Origin of the sequence: Malikia sp. (assembly GCF_028687635.1) — a bacterium.
Lineage (GTDB): Bacteria > Pseudomonadota > Gammaproteobacteria > Burkholderiales > Burkholderiaceae_C > Malikia.
Genome location: NZ_JAQTZS010000001.1, coordinates 229536 through 251140 on the forward strand (window position 1 = coordinate 229536; position 21605 = coordinate 251140).

General features: G+C 63.5%; 19 protein-coding genes. 16 read left to right on the forward strand and 3 right to left on the reverse strand.

Features of this window, described 5'->3' with window-relative positions; genetic code table 11:
* Positions 1-19: 19 nt before the first annotated feature.
* Positions 20-1174 carry a rod shape-determining protein RodA gene (rodA, locus tag PHR85_RS01175; RefSeq protein WP_300049441.1) on the reverse strand — a complete coding sequence of 385 codons (1155 nt, stop codon included), beginning with the start codon at positions 1172-1174 and terminating at the stop codon, positions 20-22.
* A 22-nt stretch (positions 1175-1196) separates the two neighbouring features.
* Between rodA and PHR85_RS01180 the strand changes: the two genes are divergently transcribed.
* Both PHR85_RS01180 and radA read left to right on the forward strand, forming a co-directional pair.
* Entirely contained in the window at positions 1197-1787 is a 591-nt protein-coding gene (locus tag PHR85_RS01180; RefSeq protein ID WP_300049442.1) for a YqiA/YcfP family alpha/beta fold hydrolase, read from the forward strand.
* Between the two features lie 43 nt (positions 1788-1830).
* A complete protein-coding gene (gene radA / locus PHR85_RS01185; RefSeq protein WP_300049444.1) occupies positions 1831-3228 on the forward strand; it encodes a DNA repair protein RadA in 1398 nt (465 codons plus the stop codon).
* A gap of 15 nt (positions 3229-3243) precedes the next feature.
* Here the strand turns inward: radA and PHR85_RS01190 are convergent, their stop codons facing one another.
* Together PHR85_RS01190 and PHR85_RS01195 are read right to left on the reverse strand one after the other, a co-directional pair.
* On the reverse strand, positions 3244-3624 hold the full coding sequence (locus PHR85_RS01190) for a diacylglycerol kinase family protein (RefSeq protein ID WP_300049446.1): 381 nt from the start codon (positions 3622-3624) through the stop codon (positions 3244-3246).
* Between the two features lie 34 nt (positions 3625-3658).
* Entirely contained in the window at positions 3659-4165 is a 507-nt protein-coding gene (locus PHR85_RS01195) for a phosphatase PAP2 family protein (RefSeq protein WP_300049448.1), read from the reverse strand.
* A 191-nt stretch (positions 4166-4356) separates the two neighbouring features.
* Here PHR85_RS01195 and PHR85_RS01200 point away from each other — a divergent pair, with 191 nt between their 5' ends.
* From PHR85_RS01200 to PHR85_RS01265, 14 genes are all read left to right on the forward strand, one after another.
* The gene (locus PHR85_RS01200; protein WP_300049450.1) at positions 4357-4653 is read left to right on the forward strand and encodes a hypothetical protein; all 297 of its coding nucleotides are present in this window, start codon (positions 4357-4359) and stop codon (positions 4651-4653) included.
* Positions 4654-4707: 54 nt separating this feature from the next.
* The gene (locus tag PHR85_RS01205; protein WP_300049452.1) at positions 4708-5400 is read left to right on the forward strand and encodes a YjbF family lipoprotein; all 693 of its coding nucleotides are present in this window, start codon (positions 4708-4710) and stop codon (positions 5398-5400) included.
* Positions 5397-8273, forward strand: a complete 2877-nt coding sequence (locus tag PHR85_RS01210) for a YjbH domain-containing protein (protein WP_300049454.1) — start codon at positions 5397-5399, stop codon at positions 8271-8273. The genes PHR85_RS01205 and PHR85_RS01210 overlap by 4 nt, the downstream gene beginning before the upstream one ends.
* A gap of 242 nt (positions 8274-8515) precedes the next feature.
* Positions 8516-10795: an SLBB domain-containing protein gene (locus PHR85_RS01215; protein ID WP_300049456.1), complete on the forward strand. Its 2280-nt coding sequence runs from the start codon at positions 8516-8518 to the stop codon at positions 10793-10795.
* Between the two features lie 11 nt (positions 10796-10806).
* A complete protein-coding gene (locus PHR85_RS01220; protein WP_300049458.1) occupies positions 10807-11982 on the forward strand; it encodes a Wzz/FepE/Etk N-terminal domain-containing protein in 1176 nt (391 codons plus the stop codon).
* Between the two features lie 73 nt (positions 11983-12055).
* The gene (gene wbaP, locus PHR85_RS01225; RefSeq protein WP_300049460.1) at positions 12056-13447 is read left to right on the forward strand and encodes an undecaprenyl-phosphate galactose phosphotransferase WbaP; all 1392 of its coding nucleotides are present in this window, start codon (positions 12056-12058) and stop codon (positions 13445-13447) included.
* Between the two features lie 17 nt (positions 13448-13464).
* Positions 13465-14454 carry a GDP-L-fucose synthase gene (locus PHR85_RS01230; protein WP_300049462.1) on the forward strand — a complete coding sequence of 330 codons (990 nt, stop codon included), beginning with the start codon at positions 13465-13467 and terminating at the stop codon, positions 14452-14454.
* A gap of 8 nt (positions 14455-14462) precedes the next feature.
* Positions 14463-15593: a GDP-mannose 4,6-dehydratase gene (gene gmd / locus PHR85_RS01235; RefSeq protein WP_300049464.1), complete on the forward strand. Its 1131-nt coding sequence runs from the start codon at positions 14463-14465 to the stop codon at positions 15591-15593.
* 23 nt (positions 15594-15616) lie between these two features.
* Complete coding sequence (locus PHR85_RS01240) at positions 15617-16612, forward strand: FAD-binding oxidoreductase (protein WP_300049466.1); 996 nt, start codon at positions 15617-15619, stop codon at positions 16610-16612.
* Between the two features lie 20 nt (positions 16613-16632).
* Entirely contained in the window at positions 16633-17406 is a 774-nt protein-coding gene (gene rfbF / locus PHR85_RS01245) for a glucose-1-phosphate cytidylyltransferase (RefSeq protein ID WP_300049468.1), read from the forward strand.
* Between the two features lies 1 nt (position 17407).
* Positions 17408-18478, forward strand: a complete 1071-nt coding sequence (gene rfbG, locus PHR85_RS01250; protein WP_300049470.1) for a CDP-glucose 4,6-dehydratase — start codon at positions 17408-17410, stop codon at positions 18476-18478.
* Complete coding sequence (rfbH, locus tag PHR85_RS01255; RefSeq protein WP_300049472.1) at positions 18475-19827, forward strand: lipopolysaccharide biosynthesis protein RfbH; 1353 nt, start codon at positions 18475-18477, stop codon at positions 19825-19827. The genes rfbG and rfbH overlap by 4 nt, the downstream gene beginning before the upstream one ends.
* On the forward strand, positions 19827-20681 hold the full coding sequence (locus PHR85_RS01260; RefSeq protein WP_300049474.1) for a transketolase: 855 nt from the start codon (positions 19827-19829) through the stop codon (positions 20679-20681). Before rfbH ends, PHR85_RS01260 begins: the two co-directional genes overlap by 1 nt.
* A complete protein-coding gene (locus tag PHR85_RS01265; RefSeq protein WP_300049476.1) occupies positions 20678-21604 on the forward strand; it encodes a transketolase C-terminal domain-containing protein in 927 nt (308 codons plus the stop codon). The genes PHR85_RS01260 and PHR85_RS01265 overlap by 4 nt, the downstream gene beginning before the upstream one ends.
* Position 21605 lies beyond the last annotated feature (1 nt).

A 21605-nucleotide genomic window follows, 5' to 3' on the forward strand; every position in this document is an offset into this window, starting at 1 on the left:
GCATTGTAGGTTTTGTGCCTCAGGTCTGCACCAGCCGCTTGGCGCGCGCCACCGCCATCAGGATGCCCAGGCCCGCGCCCAGCGTCACCATCGCGGTGCCGCCATAGCTGATGAAGGGCAGCGGCACCCCCACCACCGGCAGGATGCCGCTGACCATGCCCATGTTCACGAAGCCATAGACAAAGAAGATCATCGACACCGCGCCCGCCAGCAGGCGCGCGAACAGCGTCGGCCCCTCCAGCGCGATCTTGAGCCCGCGCGTGATCAGGAACAGCAGCGCCGCGGCCAGACAGCAGACGCCGACCAGGCCGAACTCCTCCGAGAAGGCCGCGAAGATGAAGTCGGTGGTGCGCTCGGGGATGAATTCGAGGTGGGTCTGCGTGCCCTGCATGAAGCCCTTGCCCCAGACCCCGCCCGAGCCGATCGCGATCATGCCCTGCAGGATGTGGAAGCCCTTGCCGAGCGGGTCGCGCGTCGGGTCGAGCAGGGTGCAGACGCGCTGGCGCTGATACTCGTGCAGGATCTTCCAGTCGACATCGGGCGCGCACCACTGCGGCTCCATCCAGACCAGCGTGATGATGCCCAAGGCGCCCAGCACGATGGGCGGCAGGATCAGCTTCCAGCTCAGGCCGGCGAAGAAGATCACGGCCAGGCCCGAGGCCATCACCAGCAGCGCCGTGCCGAGGTCGGGCTGCTTCATGATCAGCGCCACCGGCAGCAGCAGGATCAGCCCCGCGACCGAGAAATCGAGCGGACGCAGCGCCCCCTCGCGCTTCTGGAACCACCAGGACAGCATCAGCGGCATCGCGATCTTCATGATCTCGCTGGGCTGGATCACGACGCCGACGTTGATCCAGCGCGTCGCGCCCTTCTTGGTGATGCCGAACAGCGCGACCGCCAGCAGCAGCACCACGCCGACCGAATAGAGCGGCACCGCCAGCATGGAAAGCCGCTGCAGCGGAATCTGCGCGACCAGGAACATCACGCCCAGCGCGATCAGCATGTTGCGGCCATGGTCGTAGAAGCGGCTGCCGTTGTCGTAGCCGACCGAATACATGACGAGCATGCCGCCGCAGACCAGCAAGGCGACGGCCAGCGCCAGCACGCCATCGAAGCCTTGGAAGGCCGGGCGCAGACGTTGCCAGAGGGGAGGTTTTTCGAACACGACGGACATGGGGGGCGATTATCCTGCGCGCATGAAAACCACGCATCTGCTCTACCTGCACGGCTTCCGCTCCTCGCCGCAATCGACCAAGGCCAGGCTGATGGCCGAGCGCATGCGGCGCGAGCATCCAGCCGTGACCTGGTGCTGCCCGCAGCTACCGCCCTCGCCCGCCGCGGCGATGACGCTGATACGCGAACTGACCGCCGACTGGCCGCGCGAGTCGATGGCCGTGATCGGCTCATCGCTGGGCGGCTGCTATGCGGCGCGCCTGGCGACCGAGACCGGCTGCGCCAGGCTGGTGCTGATCAACCCGGCGGTACACCCTTCGCGCGACCTGGCGAAGTACATCGGCGAACAGAGCCACTGGCACGACCCGCAGCAGAACTTCCACTTCGGCCCCGAGCACATCGATGAGCTACGCACCATCGAAACCGGCCATCTGTCCCACCCCGAGCGCTGCCTGCTGATCGCGGCCAAGGGCGACGAGGTGCTGGACTGGCGCGAGATGGTGGCTCGCCACCCCGGCGCGCGGCGGCGGCTGGTCGAAGGCGGCGACCACGCGCTGAGCGACTTCGAGTCGGCGCACCTCGGCGCGGTGATAGCCTTCCTGCAGCCAGCCTGAAGCCGCGCCGCGCACCGGAGTCGCGGCTGCTACAGTCGCCGCCATGGCCAAAGACAAGTCCCTCTACGTCTGCAACAAATGCGGCGGCACCAGCACGCGCTGGCTCGGCAAATGCCCGAGCTGCGGCGCCTGGAACAGCCTGGTGGAAACCGTCGCCGAGGCGCCCAGCGGCAGCAAGAACCGCCTGAGCGCGACGCCCAAGGGCCTGGCGCCCGCGTCCGAGCTCACGGTGCTCAGCGAGATCGAGGCCTCCGACGTCGAGCGCACGCCGACCGGCCTGGGCGAGCTCGACCGCGTGCTCGGCGGCGGCATCGTCGAGGGCGGCGTGGTGCTGATCGGCGGCGACCCCGGCATCGGCAAGTCGACGCTGCTGCTGCAGGCGCTCGACGCGCTGCAGCGCGCCAACCTGTCCACGCTCTATGTCACCGGCGAGGAAAGCGGGGCCCAGGTCGCGCTGCGGTCGCGCCGGCTCGGGCTGGACAACAGCCAGGTCAAGGTGCTGGCCGAAATCCAGCTCGAGAAGATCCTGGCCACGCTCGACGCCAAGCGGCCCGCGATCGCGGTGATCGACTCGATCCAGACCGTCTACTCCGACCAGCTGAGTTCGGCGCCGGGCTCGGTGGCGCAGGTGCGCGAATGCGCGGCGCACCTGACGCGTGCGGCCAAGGCCAGCGGCGTCGCGATCGTGCTGGTCGGCCATGTGACCAAGGAAGGCGCACTGGCCGGCCCGCGCGTGCTCGAGCACATGGTCGACACCGTGCTCTATTTCGAGGGCGACACCCACAGCAGCTACCGGCTGATCCGCGCGATCAAGAACCGCTTCGGCGCGGTCAACGAGATCGGCGTCTTCGCCATGACCGAAAAAGGCCTCAAGGGCGTCAGCAACCCGAGCGCGATCTTCCTGAGCCAGCACAGCCAGCCGGTGCCGGGCAGCTGCGTGCTGGTGACGCTCGAAGGCACGCGCCCGCTGCTGGTCGAGATCCAGGCCCTGGTCGACAGCGGCGGCCCGAGCCCGAGGCGCCTGAGCGTCGGGCTGGACCGCGACCGGCTGGCGATGCTGCTGGCGGTGCTGCACCGCCACGCCGGCCTGTCCTGCGCCGACCAGGACGTGTTCGTCAACGCGGTCGGCGGCGTGCGCATCGGCGAGCCGGCGGCCGACCTCGCGGTGCTGCTGGCCATCACGTCGAGCCTGCGCGGCAAGGCGCTGCCGCAGGGCTTCCTGGCCTTCGGCGAGGTCGGCCTGGCCGGCGAGGTGCGCCCGGCGCCGCGCGGCCAGGAGCGGCTGAAGGAAGCGGCCAAGCTCGGCTTCAGACTAGCGATCGTGCCCAAGGCCAACCTGCCCAAGAAGTCGGACAGCGGCCTGGCCAAGGCGCTCGAAGGCATGACGATCCATCCGGTCGAGCGGATCGAGGAAGCGCTGGAGGTAGTGCGCGGCTTCTGAGCGCCGGGACGCGACTCAGCCGGCCGGCAACCAGCGGACCAGCAGCCGTGGCAGGAAGATCCAGGCCCCGGTCGCCAGCGCGCCCAGGCTGGCCAGCAGCACGCCGGCCGCCGCCACGTCCTTGGCGTCGCGCGCCAGCCGGTGCCATTGGGGCGAGACCAGATCCACCACGATCTCGATGCCGGTATTGAGCGCCTCGGCGCACAGCACCAGACCGATCACCGCCGACAGCAGCGCCCATTCGAGCGCGCCGATGCCCAGCCAGGCCCCCAGCGCCACCACCAGCAGACCCGCCAGCAGATGCAGCCGCGCGTTCACCTGGCCGGCCAGCAGCAGCTTGACGCCGCGCAGGGCATGGCCGAAAGACGCCACCCGCGACACGGAGCGGTTATGCAACAAGGGCCTCATGTCTGGTCTGATTCTGGCCTGATCACCAGGGCCGCTGCCAGCCCACGGTCACCCCGCGCGGGGCCGGCTGCAGGCTGATGCGGCCGCCCGCCTGGGTCTCGGTGAAATACCCGGCCCAGGCATAGCCCAGGGCGCCACCAGCGATCGTGTCTTTCCAGTAATGCTTGTCGGCCTGGACCCGCGCCAGCGCGGTCAGACTGGCCGCGCCGTACAGCAGATAGGGGCTGACCTGTCCGGCGTAGCGCTTGTCCAGATAGCGCGCCGAGGCAAACGCCACCGCCGTGTGGCCGGACGGAAAACTCTTGTCATCCGACCGGTCGGGCCGCTGCTCCGAGACCCGGGACTTCAGGATCTCGGTACTGCCCACGGTGGCACCCAGCGTCCAGGCCAATTGCGCCGCCCCGTCGGCATCCCGGTCACGGTAGGTGTAAGCCGCCGCCAGCGTCGGCAGGCCCACGGCCAGCAGGTCGGAAGCCGTACCCCAAGCCTGACCACCGGCATGGCCCTGGGTCGCCAGAAGCATGCTCATCAAAGAAAATGATATTTTTTTCATCAAGAAATTACTTCAATCAAATATAAATCAGCGCCGTTACCGTCGCGATTATCATGAAAGAAGATCGATCCCGCAGCTTCAACACTCAAATCCTGCGCCATCTTGAACCCTAAGGGCTCTTCATTGCTAGAATGGACCGTAAATCACTTAACCTACCGGGAAACCCCATGAAACCGACTCAACTGTTAGTCATTGCTTCCACCCTGCTGGCCCTGGCTGCTCAACCGGTGCTGGCACAGACTGCATCTGCGACCGGCGCCACCACCGGCACCACGGCCACTACTGGCGCCGCTGCCGGGACCGGCGTAGGCGCTGCCGCCGCGACGACCGCCGCCATTGGCACCATCGCCACCTCCACCCTCGTGGTCGGTGCCATCGCTGCCGCTGTCGTGGTTGCTGCCGTCTCTGACGATGGCGGCACCGGCACCACTTCCGGCACTGCCACCGGCAGCGTCACGCGATAATCGGTCTGCACACCTGTCACAGGTCATTGGCGCCTCCGGGCGCCAATTTTTTTGATGATGCCACTTCCTCGCTTCACTCCAACCGCCATCGTCTGCATCGCTGGACTGCTGGTCGGCGGCTGTGCCACCCATACCGCGCCTTATGCCCGGGCGCTCGAAGCACTGTGGACAACGGGCAACCAGCCCGCCCTGCCCAGCCAGCCCGATCCCGCCTACCGCTATCTCCGCATCCAGGCCAGCGATGCCCCCCCCGCCTTGCTGGTGCTGGGCTATGAGGACCCCGATCCCCTGGGCCCGATCGAAGTCTGGTACTCGGCCAGCCAGGAAGTCATCAAGATCCAGCATGGCCGCATCGTCGGCACGGCGGGCCTCCCCATCAACTGGGACCGGGTGCAATCCCCTGTCCCCCCCCCCAGCTGGCAAGCCGTGCCCGCCACGGGCAGCCAATACCAGCGCCTGCGCGACCTGAGCCCCGGCTACCGCGCCAACCTGGCCGACCCAGTCACCATCCGGCCCCACAAGGGGCAGCCCGACATTCCCCTGCCGGCCAGCCTGCCCAGCGCCACCGCCGCCAACCTGCAATGGTTCCGCGAAGATACGCATGGCGGCACCGACCCACTGCCCACCGCCTGGTTTGCCTGGGGCCCACATCGTGGTCAGGTCGGCATCGTCTATTCCCACCAGTGCCTGTCGCCCCAATACTGCCTGCAGCTGCAACGCTGGCCGCAAGAGCCCACCCGCCCATGAGATTTCGCGCCCACCGCATTGCACTGGCCGCCGCGGCCTGCCTGCTCGCCTCCGCAGCCCACGGCCAGACCGGTAGCGCCCCCACCCTCCTGGATGCCCCAACCATTGCGGGCGAAAGGCTCAGCGACTGGCTGCTGCGCAACGCCGGCCCAGGGGCGGACACCACCTCGCTGCACTGGCGCGTGCAATCCGAGCGCCACGCGCAGGAGCAGCAGCGCCGCGCGGTGCTGCAATCCCTGCGGCACAGCCCCGACTTGACCTTGCCCCTCCAGACGCGCGAAGCCCTGGCCGACTGGCTGCAGTCGCTGCCGCTGACCGGACGCCTGCCGCTGGCGGGCCGCGACGCGCGCTGGCTGCAAAGCGCGCCCCGGCAGGACCCGGTCCTGGACGCCCATCATTCGGTTGTCCTCACGCCCCGCCCCAGCCAGGTCGCCGTGCTCGACAGCCAAGGGCAAACCTGCCTGCGACCCCATCGCCCCGGCGCACTGGCGCTGCACTACCTGCAGGCCTGTGCGACACCAGGGCAGGTGGTCGAGGCCGACCGCGCCTGGCTGGCACAGCCCGACGGCCGGATCAGCCAGGCCGGCATTGCCCCCTGGAACCTCGAACCGCAGGACGAACCCGCTCCCGGCGCCTGGATCTGGGCGCCCGCACGCCAAGAAGGTTTCTCGCCTGCACTATCAGACCAGCTGACCCGCTTCCTGGCCACCCAGCTGCCGGCTGAGTTTTCGCTGAACGGTCAAGGCCGCAGCGCGCCCATCACGGCCGCCTCGGTGGCCCCAGCCACCGAACAGCCGCGCGCGCGCCCCATCACCAGCAACGACTGGGGCGAAGCCGGCTACCTGCAAACCCCCAGCGCGCGCATGGCGGGCGCCGGCAGCGCGCGCTTTCACATCAGCCGGGTGGCGCCCTATACGCGCGTCAGCACCCTGCTGCAGCCGCTGGACTGGTTCGAGGCGGGCTTTCGCTACACCAGCGTCTCCAACCGCCTGTATGGCCCCGAGGAACTTTCGGGCAGCCAGTCCTACAAGGACAAGTCGATCGACCTCAAGTTTCGCCTCAAGCAGGAAGACGCCCGCTGGCCGGAACTCGCGGTCGGCCTGCGCGACGGCGGCGGCACCGGCCTGTTCTCCAGCGAATACCTGGTGGCCAGCAAGCGCTGGGGCAACTGGGACGGCTCGCTGGGCCTGGGCTGGGGCAATGTGGGCAGCCGCGGCAACCTCGGCAATCCGCTGGCCAGCCTGTTCGGCGCCCAATTCAAGACACGGCCAATCACATCCAGCGCAACCGGCACCGCCAATACCAGCGGCTGGTTCAAAGGGCCCACGGCCCTGTTCGGCGGGGTGCAATGGCATTCCCCGGCCGATCGCTGGATCATCAAGGCCGAACTCGACGGCAACGACTACCAGCACGAGCCACAGGACAACCACCAGTCCGTCCGGTCACCACTCAACTTCGGCCTGGTCTACCGTTACTCGCCGTATATCGATCTGTCGGTCGGGGTCGAACGCGGCAACCAACTCATGACGGGCATCACGCTGCACGGCGCACTCGACCAACTGCACTCGCCCAAGCTGCTCGACCAACCGTTGCCTGCGATCACCCCGCAAGCACCCGCCAACGCGGACAAACGTCAGCTGCCCACCCTAGCCCAGGCCATCGAGCTCTACACCGGCTGGCAGGTACGCCAGATCGACGAACAGGCCAGCCGTACCACCCTGGTGGCCGAGGTGGACGGTGCTCTCTACCTGCAAGAGCGGGTGCAGCGCGCCATTTCCCTGTTGCACAACGGCAGCCCAGCCAACTGCCAACGCTTCGAGCTGCAACTGCAAGCGCATGGGTTGCCACTCAGCACCGTACAAGTAGACAGGGCCGAATGGCTGGCACAGAACACCAGCGCCCAGCCTCCGAGCCAGCGCCTGCCGGTCCAAACCGTACACCCGACCCCAGTGGTTGCAAGGGCCAGCCCGCAGGCCGCGGCCTCGCCCAGCTGGCAAGCCAGGCAGGCTGGACTGGAATGGGAAGTCGCCCCCAGCTACCGCCAGATCCTCGGCGGCCCCAACAACTTCCTGCTGTACCAGCTGGGCGTGCAGCTCAAGTTCGAGCAGGCACTGGCCGACCGCACCTGGGTGGCCGGCAACGCCAACCTGCGCCTGCTCGACAACTACGACAACTTCAGTTACGACGGCCCCAGCAAGCTGCCGCGCGTGCGCACCCTGCAACGCCAGTTTGTCACCACCGCGCGCGCCACCTTGCCGCTGTTGCAGCTCACGCATGTGCAGCCGCTCGGCGACGGCCACTATGTCAGTGCCTACGGCGGCATGCTCGAGTCGATGTACGGTGGCGCCGGCACCGAATGGCTGTACCGCCCCTGGCACGGCCGGTTCGCCTTCGGCATCGATGCCAACCATGTGCGGCAGCGCGACTTCCACCAGAACCTGGCCTTGCGCGACTACTCGGTCAACACCGGGCACGCCACCCTGTACTGGGACACCGGCTGGAACGACGTACAAGCCAAGCTCAGCGCCGGGCGCTATCTGGCCAGCGACAAAGGCGCCACGCTGGAAATCAAGCGCAGCTTCAAGAACGGCGTGTCCATCGGCGCCTGGGCCACCAAGACCAATGTGTCCAAGGAACAGTTCGGCGAAGGCAGCTTCGACAAAGGCATCTATGTCAGCATCCCGTTCGACGCCATGCTGCCCCTGTCGAGCTCCAGCAGCGCCAACCTGGCCTGGAGCCCGCTCACGCGCGACGGTGGCGCCAAGCTCAACCGCCGTTATCCGCTGTTCGATCTGACCGAAGCCAGCGGGCCACGCGCCTTCCAGTGGTCGGCCGCAATGCCAAGCCCAAGGCAAACGGCCGACGATAACTGAGGAGCGGGCTGGCCACAAGCACCCACTAGAAACTCTGATTCAATGCTGCAACGCAATTGCAAATTCATCATTTTACTCAGGCAAATAGAATTACTTTTTAAAAATTTGCTATAATGTCGGCCCAATATAGGTGTCAGACTTTGTCGTGACATTGCGGTAGCTATGGCAACGCCAAAATGCTTGCTCCAGGCACCGCCCTCCCATCTACAAGTTGCCCAGCGCAACCGTTCCCCTTCTCCCACATGCTTTTGCCCCAATTCCGCCTCCATGGTGTCTACCTGGCCGTGCTAGTCGGCGCACTGGCCCCGCAGCTGAGTTCCGCCCAAACCGCCACCGCCTCGGAAGCAAGCGCCATCACGGTGGCCGCCCCCAGCGTCGCCGTGGGCGGTCCTGGCAACCTGGGCGGCACGGGGGGCGCAGCCGACCTGAGCGGCAACAGCAGCGCCAAGGCCGCCTTGCCGGAGAACTCGGCCAGCTCCAAGGTGGGCGAAAGCCTGGCCGCCGACCTGGCCAAGGCCGCCGCGGTCAAGGACCTGGGCGCGGGCGAAACCGAATTCCAACGCTTCGTGTTTGCCAGCACCGGCAAGCCGCTGCCGTTGTTCGGCCACAACCTGTTCAACAACCCGGCGCAATACGCTCCGGTGCTGGCGGCACCGGTGCCCGACAGCTATGTCCTCGGCCCGGGCGACGAGCTGGTGGTGCAGACCTTTGGCCTGGTCGATGTCGCCGAGCGCCTGGTCATCGACCGCGACGGCCGGGTCAGCATCCCCAAGGTCGGCCCGCTGGTGCTGGCCGGCCTGCCAGTCGCGCAGGCCGAAAAAGCCCTCACCGCCCATGTCGGCAAGGTATTCCAGAACTTCACGCTCAGCCTCAGCATGGGCCGCATCCGCAGCCTCGAGGTGTTCGTGGTCGGCCAGGCCCGCAAGCCCGGCAAGCATGTGGTCAGCGGCCTGTCCACGCTGGTCAACGCGCTGTTCGAAACCGGCGGCCCCAACGCCAACGGCAGCTTGCGCCAGCTGCAGCTGCGCCGTGGCGGCAAGACCATCGCCAACGTCGACCTGTACCAGTTCCTGGCCAAGGGCGACCTGTCGGCCGACGTCAGGCTGCAATCGGGCGACGTGATCGTGATTCCGCCGGCGGGCGCGCGCGCCGCGCTGCTGGGCACGCTCAACGCGCCGGCCATCTACGAACTCAAGGCCGGCGACAGCATCCAGTCGGTGCTGGAACTCTCGGGCGGCCTGCCCGCGCTGGCCGCGCCGCAAAAAGCGCAGCTCGAACGCCTCGATGCCCAGCGCAACATTCCGCGCTATGTCGAGGACTTCGCGCTCGACGCCCAGGGCCTGCAGCGCCCGCTGCAAGCCGGCGATGTGCTCACCGTGTTCCAGATCAGCCCGCAAATCGACAGCGTGGTCACGCTGCAGGGCCATGTCGCGGCGCCCATGCGCTACAACTTCAAGCCGGGCATGAAGGTGTCCGACCTGCTGTCCGACCCGCGCCTGCTCATCACCGGCGACTACTGGCAACAGCTCAACGCCGGCAACAACCCGGGCAAGCTGCCGGTGGTCAACTTCGACTACGCCACCATCAAGCGCCTGAACCCGGCCACGCTGCGCACCGAACTGCTCACCTTCAACCTCGGCCAGGCCATCGCACAGCAGCCGGCGGCCAACCTAACGCTGCAAAGCGGCGACATCGTCACCGTCTACAGCAGCGCCGACGTGGCCTTGCCGGTCGAAAAGCGGCTGCAGCAAGTCACGCTGGAAGGCGAAGTCAACACCCCCGGCACCTACCAGCTGCTGCCGGGCGAGACGCTGCCGCAGCTGATCCGCCGCGCCGGTGGCCTGACGCCCAACGCCTTCCTGTACGCCGCCACCTTCACCCGCGAAAGCACCCGCCTGAAACAGCAGGAAAACCTCGACAAGGCCCTGCGCCGCGCCGAGGCCGACCTGTCCAACCAGTCCAGCAACCTGCTGCAAAACCAGAACGCCAAGGACCAGATGGCGGTTCAGGCCCAGGTCGAGCTGCAAAGACAGCAAATGGAACGCCTGCGCAACCTCAAGGCCAGCGGCCGGATCGCGCTCGAGGTCGTGCCGCAAGCCCAGCAGCTGCCGGGCATCAAGCTCGAAAACGGCGACCGCATCAGCATCCCCACCTCGCCCGACTTCGTCGGCGTGCAAGGCGAGGTACTGGCGGAAAACGCCTTCATGCACCGCCCCGGCGACACAGTGGCCAGCTACCTGGAACGCGCCGGCGTCACGCGCGACGCCGACCTCGACAACCTCATGCTGGTCCGTGCCAACGGCAGCGTGGAGTCCGCTTCCATGCAAAGCGGCCTGCTGGGCTGGGCCTCCGACTTCAAGAACCGGCAGGTGTTCCCGGGTGACATGGTGTTTGTACCGGCCAAGGTCGACCGCCGCACCGGCTACACCCGCTTCATCGAAGGTGCCAAGGACTGGACCAGCATCTTCTACCAGTTCGGCCTGGGCGCCGCCGCCATCAAGACCCTCAACAACGCCAACTGAGCGCGGCCAGCATGAACGACCAAACCGCCGCCCACAGCGCGCAAGCCCCCGCAACAGAAGACGAAGGCGAGATCAGCCTGCTGGACCTGCTGCAGACCATCGCCGACAACCTCAAGCTGCTGACGCTCGGGCCGCTGGCAGTGGGCGTGACCGCGCTGGGCATCAGCTTCGCGATACCGCCCACCTTTACCGCCAAGACCCAGTTTCTGCCGCCACAACAGCAGCAAAGCATGGCGGCAGGCATGCTGTCCAGCCTGGGCGCTCTGGGTGGACTGGCTGGCGCGGCAGCCGGGCTCAAGAACCCGGCCGACCAGTATGTGGCCTACCTGAAAAGCGACAACGTACAGGACGCCCTGATCGAGCGCTTCAAGCTGCAGGAACGCTACGACCTGAAATTCAAGGTCGATGCCCGCCAAGAACTCAGCAAAAAAGCCCGCATCAGCGCCGGCAAGGACGGGCTGATCACAGTCGAAGTCGATGACAAGGAAGCGCAAGTCTCGGCCGAGCTGGCCAACGCCCATGTCGAGGAACTGCAACGCCTGTTGGGCCAGCTGGCGGTGACCGAAGCGCAGCAGCGGCGCCTGTTCTTCGAAAAGCAGCTCAAGCAGACCCAGGACAAGCTTGTTCAGGCCGAGCAGGTGCTGCGCAGCAGCGGCGTTGACGCCTCGGCGCTCAAGAGCGATCCCAAGGCAGCCGTCACGGCAGTGGCGCAACTGCAAGCCCAGGTCACGGCGCAGGAAGTCAAGGTCGCCAGCCTGCGCGGCTACCTGTCCGAGGGTGCTCCACAGTTCAAGCAGGCCATGATCGAGCTGGGTGCGCTGCGCGCCCAGCTCCACAAGCTGGAAAACACCAACAGCAAGACCGGCGGCGATGGCGATTACACCACGCGTTACCGCGAGTTCAAGTACCAGGAAACGCTGTTCGAACTGTTCTCCAAACAGTACGAAGTAGCCAAGATCGACGAAGCGCGCGAAGGCGCGGTGATTCAGGTGCTGGACCTGGCCCAGACTCCTGAGAAGAAGTCCAAGCCCAAAAAAGCCTTGATCGCCATGCTGTCCACGCTGGGCAGCGGTTTTGCCTTGCTGCTGTATGTGTTCGTGCGCCAAGGCCTGCGCAACGCCAAGCGGTCAAGCGAGACGGCTGAAAAACTGGCCAGAATCCGCCGCAGCTTCGGCTTCAAATCCTAACAACCAGCCAAGCCAGGATAGGCAAGGCCTTGGGGGCCGTTTCATGCAAGCCAACAACAACTCAAGCGGGGCAGTGAGTCCCCGCCGGTTCAGCGCGCGCACTCAAGTCTGGGCGCAGGCCAGCGTCATGCTGGGCATCGAAGCCGCAGCGCTGCATACCCCCACCTTGTGGGGACTGACACCGCATCAGGCACAGTACGAAATCCTGGCCCTGGGCTGGCTGCTGTGGTTCGGACTGGCCAGACGGATCTTCACCGAGCGCCGTCCGTTCTGGAACGAACTGCTCTATGTCGTGCTGGCGTCCTTTACCCTGACACTGCTAGCCGCAGGGCTGTCGATCACAAACAACCAGCCAATCACTCTTGGCGCCAGCGTGCAGCTTTTTAGCTACCTGATTCTGGCGGTGATCGCGGGACGGTTGGTGGCACATCAGTTGCTCAAGACCCTCGGGCTGTGGGTCAAACCCACGCTGATTTTTGGCAATGGAAACAATGCGGTACAAGCCTGCCTAGCGCTGCGCAGCGAACCTTGGATGGGCCTGGCGGTCAAAGGTTTCGCCAACCTGCGCGCGGGTCAACCGCGTCAAATCCCCGCCGGCCTGCCAGCCCAGTTTAACTGGCAGGACCAGCCGGAATGCTGGCAACTGGTACGAGATTACTACCAATGCGTGATCGCGGTGGAGCCCGACGAGGCCGAGCTGCGCGACCACCTAATCCGGCAGCTGGCCCAACACCATGTCAACAATGTGCATGTGATCCCGGCCATGCGCGGGATCCCGCTGTTTGGGCTGGAGACTTCGCATTTCCAGAGCCATGAAGTGCTGATGATCCACCTGCAGAACAACCTGGACCGCCCCGTCTTCCGAGGCGTCAAGCGGTTGTTCGACTTGGTGACCGCCAGTGCCTCGCTGCTCCTGCTGAGCCCCGTGATGCTGGTGCTGGCCGCACTGGTCAAGCGCGACGGCGGACCGGCCTTTTTCGGTCACACGCGCATCGGGCAGAACGGACAGGCGTTCAAATGCTACAAGTTCCGCTCGATGGTCGTCAACTCGCAAGAGGTGCTGGCCGAACTGCTGGCCAACAGCGCCGAGGCGCGCGCCGAATGGGAACGCGACTTCAAGCTCAAGGACGACCCGCGCGTGAGCCGCATCGGTCACTTCATACGCAAGACCAGCCTGGACGAATTGCCACAACTCTGGAACGTCATCAAGGGCGAAATGAGCCTGGTGGGGCCGCGTCCGGTGGTCAAGGCCGAGCTTGAGCGCTACGGCGAAGACGTGTCCTACTACCTGGAAGCCAAGCCTGGCGTGACCGGCCTGTGGCAGGTCAGCGGCCGCAACGACGTGGACTACGACACGCGCGTCTACCTGGATGCCTGGTATGTCAAGAACTGGTCGCTGTGGACCGACATTTCGATTCTGTTCAAGACCGTTGGTGTCGTGCTTGGCCGGGATGGAGCATATTGAAAAATCGAAGCACTCACATGACAACCAATATTCCCAAAATCTACGTCGCCGGCCATCGCGGCATGGTTGGCAGTGCGATAGTTCGCCAGCTGCTAGCCGCAGGCCACCCTGCCTCGGCCATCGTCACGCGCACCCACACCGAACTTGACCTGACCAATCAAGCCGCCGTGCGCGCTTTCTTTGAGGCAGAAAAGCCCGACCAAGTCTACCTGGCAGCGGCTAAGGTCGGCGGCATCCACGCCAACAACGTCTACCCGGCCGAATTCATCTACGACAACCTGATGATGCAGGCCAACGTCATCGACGCGGCCTTCCGCAGCGGTGTCAAGAAGCTGCTGTTCCTCGGCTCCAGTTGCATCTACCCCAAACTGGCCGCGCAACCCATGCGCGAAAATGCCCTGCTCACCGGTACGCTTGAGCCAACTAACGAGCCCTACGCGATCGCCAAGATCGCCGGCATCAAGCTGTGCGAAAGCTACAACCGCCAGTACGGCGACAGCCACAGCGTGGACTACCGCAGCGTCATGCCCACCAACCTGTACGGCCCGGGCGACAACTACCACCCTGAGAACTCGCATGTCATCCCGGCGCTGATCCGCCGCTTCCACGAAGCCAAAGTCAGCGGCGCGGCAAGTGTCGCGATCTGGGGCACCGGTACGCCCAAGCGTGAGTTCCTGTATGTCGACGACATGGCGGCCGCCAGCGTGCATGTCATGAACCTGGCCAAACCGGTGTACGAGCAGCACACGCAGCCGATGCTCAGCCACATAAACGTGGGCTACGGATCCGATGTGACGATCGCCGAAGTCGCCCGCACCATCGCACAAGTCGTGGGCTACCAGGGCCAGATTGAATTCGATACCAGCAAGCCCGACGGTGCGCCGCGCAAGCTCATGGACAGCTCGCGTCTGCAAGGCCTGGGCTGGCAGGCCAAGGTCGGCCTGACAGAAGGCCTGCAACAGGCCTACGCCGGCTTCCTCACCAGCAGCAACATCCGTTCCAAATAACTCGCATCATGACTCAGTCCAATAACAAAGTCGCGCTTATTACCGGCATCACAGGTCAGGACGGCTCCTACCTAGCTGAACTCCTGCTGGAAAAAGGCTACACCGTACACGGCATCAAGCGTCGCGGCAGCCAGTTCAACACGCAGCGCATCGACCATATCTACCAGGACCCGCACATCGAGAACAGCCGCTTCAAGCTGCACTACGGCGACCTGTCCGACACCAGCAACCTGGTACGCATCATCCAGGAAACCCAGCCTGACGAGATCTACAACCTCGGCGCCATGAGCCATGTGGCGGTGTCGTTCGAAAGCCCCGAATACACGGCTGACGTCGACGGCATCGGCACACTGCGCATCCTCGAAGCCATCCGCATCCTGGGCCTGGAAAAAAAGACCCGCTTCTACCAGGCCAGTACCAGCGAGCTGTACGGTCTGGTCCAGGAAATTCCGCAGAAGGAAACCACGCCCTTCTACCCGCGCAGCCCCTACGCGGTCGCCAAGCTCTACGCCTACTGGATCACGGTCAACTACCGCGAAGCCTACGGCATGTACGCCTGCAACGGTATCCTGTTCAACCATGAGAGCCCGCGCCGCGGCGAGACCTTCGTCACGCGCAAGATCACGCGCGGCTTGGCCAACATCGCGCAAGGGCTGGAAGAATGCCTCTACATGGGCAACATGGACGCGCTGCGCGACTGGGGTCATGCCAAGGACTACGTGCGCATGCAATGGATGATGCTGCAACAGGACCAGCCCGAGGACTTCGTCATTGCCACCGGCGTGCAGTACAGCGTGCGCCAGTTCATCGAATGGTCGGCAGCGGAGTTGGGCATCACGCTGCGCTTTGAAGGCCAAGGCGTGGACGAAGTCGCCATCATCGACAGCATCACGGGCGACAAGGCCCCGGCACTCAAGTCCGGCCAGGTGATCGTCAAGATCGATCCACGCTATTTCCGTCCGACCGAAGTCGAAACCCTGCTGGGCGATCCGAGCAAGGCCAAGGACAAACTGGGCTGGGTACCGGAGATCACGGTGCAAGAAATGTGTGCCGAAATGGTTAGCCACGACCTGGAAGAAGCCAAACGGCATGCCTTGCTCAAGGCCAATGGCTACACGGTCAGCGTAAGCATCGAATAACGCGCAGTCACTGAGTGACCAAGATGTTTTCAATCGAGACGACTGCAGGCACTTACTTTAAATCAGCGGCAAAAGACAGCCTGCTTGCTGCAGCGGAAAAGTCTGGTAATCCCTTATCCTATAGTTGTCGGACAGGCCGCTGCAGCACTTGCAAGTGCAAAATCATCAGCGGCTCCAGTGTTGCCCTATCCGAAGAACTAGGCTTGACCGAAGCAGAAAAATCCGAAGGCTGGATTCTGAGCTGCGTCCGATCTGCCACCAGCGACATGGTATTGGAAGTTGAAGATCTGGGCGGCGTGAATTTGCCTGTCGCCAAGACCGCCCCTTGCCGGATCCAAGAACTGAATCGCTTGGCCAACGACGTGATGCAAGTCCGCCTGCGCTTACCGCCGACGGCAGACTTTACATATCTGCCAGGGCAATACATCGATGTGATCGGCCCAGCCGGCATACGCAGAAGCTACTCGCTGGCCAACGCCCGGGCTGCCGACAAACATCTGGAACTTCACATACGCTCAGTGCCTGGTGGCACCATGAGTGAGTACTGGTTCCAGCAAGCCAAAGTCAATGACCTGCTACGCCTGAATGGTCCACTGGGTACCTTCTTCCTGCGGCAGGTCTCAGGCTTGGATCTGGTCTTTCTGGCTACGGGCACCGGCATAGCTCCCGTCAAATCCATGCTCGAAGGCATGAGCGCCTTGTCGGCGGACCAGCAACCCCGTTCGGTCACCGTCTACTGGGGTGGCCGCAAACCCCAAGACTTGTACTATGACGTGGCAGCATTCTCAGGTTCGGCTCGATATGTGCCAGTGCTCTCACAGGCTGACGATACCTGGTATGGCGCCCGTGGCCATGTTCAACAGCAATTGCTCAATGACATGTCTGATCTGAGTCAAGTCGTGGTGTATGCCTGCGGCTCAGACGCCATGATCCACAGTGCAAAAACCCTATTGAACAGTGCCGGCTTGCCGACACACCGTTTTCACTCCGATGCATTCGTCTGTTCAGCATCGGTCTAATTCATTTCAAGGTTGATTTCATGAAGGCAGTGATTCTTGCAGGTGGTTTGGGTACGCGCTTAAGCGAAGAAACCTCGCTACGACCCAAGCCCATGGTCGAAATCGGTGGCAAACCCATTCTTTGGCACATCATGAAGATGTATTCCCATCATGGAATCAATGATTTCGTGGTTTGCTGTGGCTACAAGGGATATTTGATCAAGGAATATTTCGCCAACTACTTCCTACACATGTCGGATGTGACTTTCGACATGAAGTCGAACGTGATGAATGTTCATCAAAAACGCGCTGAACCCTGGACGGTGACATTGGTGGATACCGGAGACAATTCGATGACCGGTGGGCGCTTGCGTCGCGTCGCTGATTACATCAAGGACGAAGAAGCATTCTGCTTCACCTATGGTGATGGTGTCGGCGACAACGACATTGCAGCCACGATTGACTTCCATCGCAGCCATGGCAAGGCTGCCACCTTGACTGCGACCTATCCTCCTGGTCGGTTTGGGGCGCTTGACATTCAAAACGGTCAAGTTCACAGCTTCAAGGAAAAGCCGCGCGGGGATGGCGCCTTGATCAACGGCGGATTTTTTGTTCTTTCCCCCAAGGTTCTTTCACTGCTGGAAAGCGACCAAACCATCTGGGAACAAGAGCCATTGATGAAACTTGCAGCGGATGGCGAACTGATGGCATATCCGCATTACGGATTCTGGCAGCCGATGGATACGCTGCATGACAAGAACACGCTTGAAAAAATGTGGACAAGCGGAACCGCCCCCTGGAAAAAATGGGATTGAAATGACTCACCAGCAAACCAACCCCGCATTCTGGCAAGGCAAGCGGGTCCTGCTGACAGGCCACACCGGTTTCAAGGGCAGCTGGCTCAGCCTGTGGTTGCAGTCCATGGGTGCAGTAATCCGTGGCGTGGCACTTGAGCCCCCGACCGAACCGGCTCTGTTCAAGGTAGCCCGGGTCGCCGAGGGGATGGAGCACCAGATCGCCGACATCCGGGACTACGCAGCTGTGCAGTCGCTGATGCGCGAATTCCAGCCGGAAATCGTCATCCACATGGCCGCCCAGCCGCTGGTACGCCTGTCGTATCAGCAGCCGATCGAGACCTACGCCACCAACGTGATGGGTACGGTCCATGTACTGGAAGCGGTACGACACGCCGGCTCGGTGCGCGCCATCGTCAACATCACGACGGACAAATGCTACGAGAATCGCGAGTGGGTATGGGGCTACCGTGAAGATGAGCCGATGGGCGGTCACGACCCGTACTCCAACAGCAAGGGCTGCGCGGAACTGGTCAGCAGCGCCTACCGCAGGTCCTTCCTGAAGGATGCCGGCATCGCCATGGCGACAGCCCGCGCGGGCAACGTGATCGGCGGTGGCGACTGGGCGGCTGACCGCCTGGTGCCCGACATCCTGCGCGCGCTGGAAAAGCGCGAACCCGTGCTGATCCGCAACCCGCATGCGATCCGCCCTTGGCAACATGTGCTGGAGCCGCTGTCGGGTTATCTGCTGCTAGCAGAGCGTCTTTATGAGCACGGTCAAGTCGACGCCGAGGGCTGGAACTTCGGCCCCCGCGACGAGGATGCCCGTCCCGTGCAGTGGATCGTCGAACATCTCTGTGAGAATTGGGGCCATGGGGCCACCTGGTCCTTGCAGCCAGGCGAGCATCCGCACGAAGCCAACTTCCTCAAGCTGGACATCTCCAAAGCGCGCCAGCGTCTGCACTGGACACCGCGCTGGTCACTGGAAACCGCGCTCACCCGTATCACCGACTGGCATCAGGCCTGGCTGGCCAAGCAAGACATGCGCGCTTTCTGCCTGCAACAAATCTCTCAATATCAAGCTGACGTATGAGCACTACCACCATTACCTTCCAACCCGAGTTGGACAAACTGCGCAGCCAGATCAGCGAGCTGGTCCAGCAATACGCCGACATCGCGTATGCGCCCAAGCCCTTCGTGGCTGGTCAAAGCGCCGTGCCGGTATCCGGCAAGGTCATCGGCGCGAAGGAGCTGCAGTTGATGGTTGATGCCTCGCTGGACGGCTGGCTGACCACCGGCCGCTTCAACGCGATGTTCGAGCAACGCCTGGCAGAATTCCTGGGCGTCAAGTATCTGATCACGGTGAACTCGGGCTCGTCGGCCAACCTGGTGGCCTTCTCCACGCTGACCAGCCCCAAGCTTGGCGACCGCGCCATCAAGCAAGGCGATGAAGTCATCGGCGTGGCCGCCGGCTTCCCGACAACGGTCAACCCGATCCTGCAGTTCGGCGCGGTGCCGGTGTTCGTCGATGTGGACCTGGCGACGCACAACATCGACGCCAGCAAGATCGAAGCCGCCATCACGCCCAAGACCAAGGCCATCATGCTGGCCCACAGCCTGGGCAACCCGTTCAACCTGGACGTGGTCACCGCGCTGTGCAAGAAGCACAACCTGTGGCTGGTGGAAGACTGCTGCGACGCCCTGGGCGCCAGCTACAACGGTCAGCTGGTGGGCACCTTCGGCGACATCGCCACCTTGAGCTTCTACCCCGCGCATCACATCACCATGGGCGAAGGCGGTGCGGTGTTCACCAACAACGCCGAACTGAAACTGATCGCCGAATCCTTCCGTGACTGGGGCCGCGACTGCTACTGCCCCCCCGGCAAGGACAACACCTGCGACAAGCGCTTCTGCTGGACCAAGAAGGAGCTGGGCGGCGATCTGCCTGACGGCTACGACCACAAGTACACCTACAGCCACCTCGGCTACAACCTCAAGATCACCGACATGCAGGCCGCCTGCGCACTGGCGCAGATGGATCGGGTGGAAGAGTTCATCGCCAAGCGTCGCGCCAACTTCGCGTACCTGAGGAATCGCCTGCAGAGCTGCGTCGAGTTCCTGCACCTGCCTGAAACCACGCCGAATTCCGAGCCGTCCTGGTTCGGTTTTCCGCTGGTGCTCAAGGAAAGCAGCGGTGTCAAGCGCACCGACCTGATCAACTTCCTGGAACAGAACAAGATCGGCACCCGCCTGCTGTTTGCCGGCAACCTGACCAAGCAACCCTACATGGCGGGCCGCAACTTCCGCGTCAGCGGTGAATTGACCAATACCGATGTCGTGATGAACCAGACCTTCTGGCTGGGCACCTTCCCGGGGCTGGACGAGCCGCAACTGGACTACATCACGGACAAGCTGGAAGAGTTTTTCGGAGTCAATTTCTAATGACCAAGCTCGCGACCCCCACTGCCAGCGCTACTGCGGATATGCGGTTCGTCCCGGCGCGTCTGCGACGCACGGTGCTCGAAATGGCCTATGCCGGATCAACCGTGCACATCGCATGCGCGTTCTCGATCATCGAACTGGTCTCGGTGCTGTACCGAAACCATCTGCGTTATCCAGGCAACGATCCGCGCGCTGAGGGTCGCGACTATTTGGTTCTTAGCAAGGGTCACGGCGTCATGGCCCAGTACGCCTGCATGCATGAACTGGGTTGGCTGAACGACTCACACATCAAGAACTACTTTGCTGACGGCAGCGAGCTGAAGGGCTTGTCTGATTCGCGTGTCGCAGGCCTGGAGGTTACCTCCGGCTCGCTCGGCCACGGCTTCTCGGTCGGCGTTGGCATTGCTATGGGGCTAAGACGCAAGGGGACCGACCAGAAGGTATATGCGATCGTCGGCGATGGCGAGCTCAACGAGGGACCGATCTGGGAGGGTGCGCTGGTCGCGACGCACCACCGGATGGACAACCTGATGCTGATTGTCGACAAGAACGGATTCCAGGCGATGGGCAGTACGGACGACGTGCTGGCACTGGGCGATCTGTCCGCGAAGTTCGCCAGCTTTGGCTTTGAAACACTGGAAGTCGACGGGCATGACGAAGCGGCGGTCGACGCTGCCATCCGTCACCTGTGGAGCGCAGGCGCTGGCAAACCCAAGGCGCTGATCGCGCGCACGGTGAAGGGCAAGGGCGTGCCCTTCATGGAGTCAGACAACCGCTGGCATTACACCCGCCTTAACGCACAGACCTTCGTCGAAGCCATCGATGCACTCGGTCTTTCTGGAGCCTCCAAATGAGAGACGCCTTTTCTAACACGCTGGTCCGACTGGCACTCGCGGACCCCAAGGTTTTGCTGCTAACGGGCGACCATGGCTATGCGCTGTTCGACGAATTCCGCAAGCGCTGTCCTGATCAATACATCAACGCCGGCATCGCCGAGCAAAACATGGTCGGCATGGCCGCCGGCCTGGCGCGCGTTGGATTCCGTCCGTTCGTCTATGGTCTGGCCGCCTTCGTGCCAATCCGCACCGTCGAGCAGATCAAGCTCGACATCGCCCACGACGACCTGCCGGTCGTCCTGCTCGGTGATGGCGCAGGTTTTGTCTACAGTCACCTGGGCACCAGCCACCAGTCGACCGAAGACATCGCCTGTACCCGCGCGATCCCGGGTCTGCAAGTGCTCTCGCCAGCCGACCGCTACGAGATGACGGCTTGCATGGAATACGCCTATGCAACAAAAGGTCCGGTTTACTTGCGCATGGGCAAGTCGGATCGCGGCGATGTACATGCCGGCCCCATAGATATCACGCAGGGTAACCTGCTGCAGGTGCGTGAAGGTCGACCCGGTTGCGTGGCTTTTGTGGCCACCGGTTCTATGGTGAAAACAGCTGTGCAAGTAGCCGACACACACTTTGCCGAAGCTAGCGTATGGAGCGTACCATCGATCAAGCCTGTGAATGCTGCGGGCATTGCACGGATCTGCTCCAACAGCGCTGCCGTGGTCACCATGGAAGAACACACCACCGCTGGTGGTTTGGGCTCACTGGTTGCCGAAATAGCTGCAGAGCAGGCGCCGGTGCGCATGCTTCGCATCGGCGTGCCTGACCGCTTCTCGGAGCACTGCGGCACCTACGAGTATCTACTGTGCGAACACGGGTTGGACGCCGTCGCGGTTCAAACCAAGGTGCAGGCTTTCCTGAACACCATGTTAAGCAGGTGAA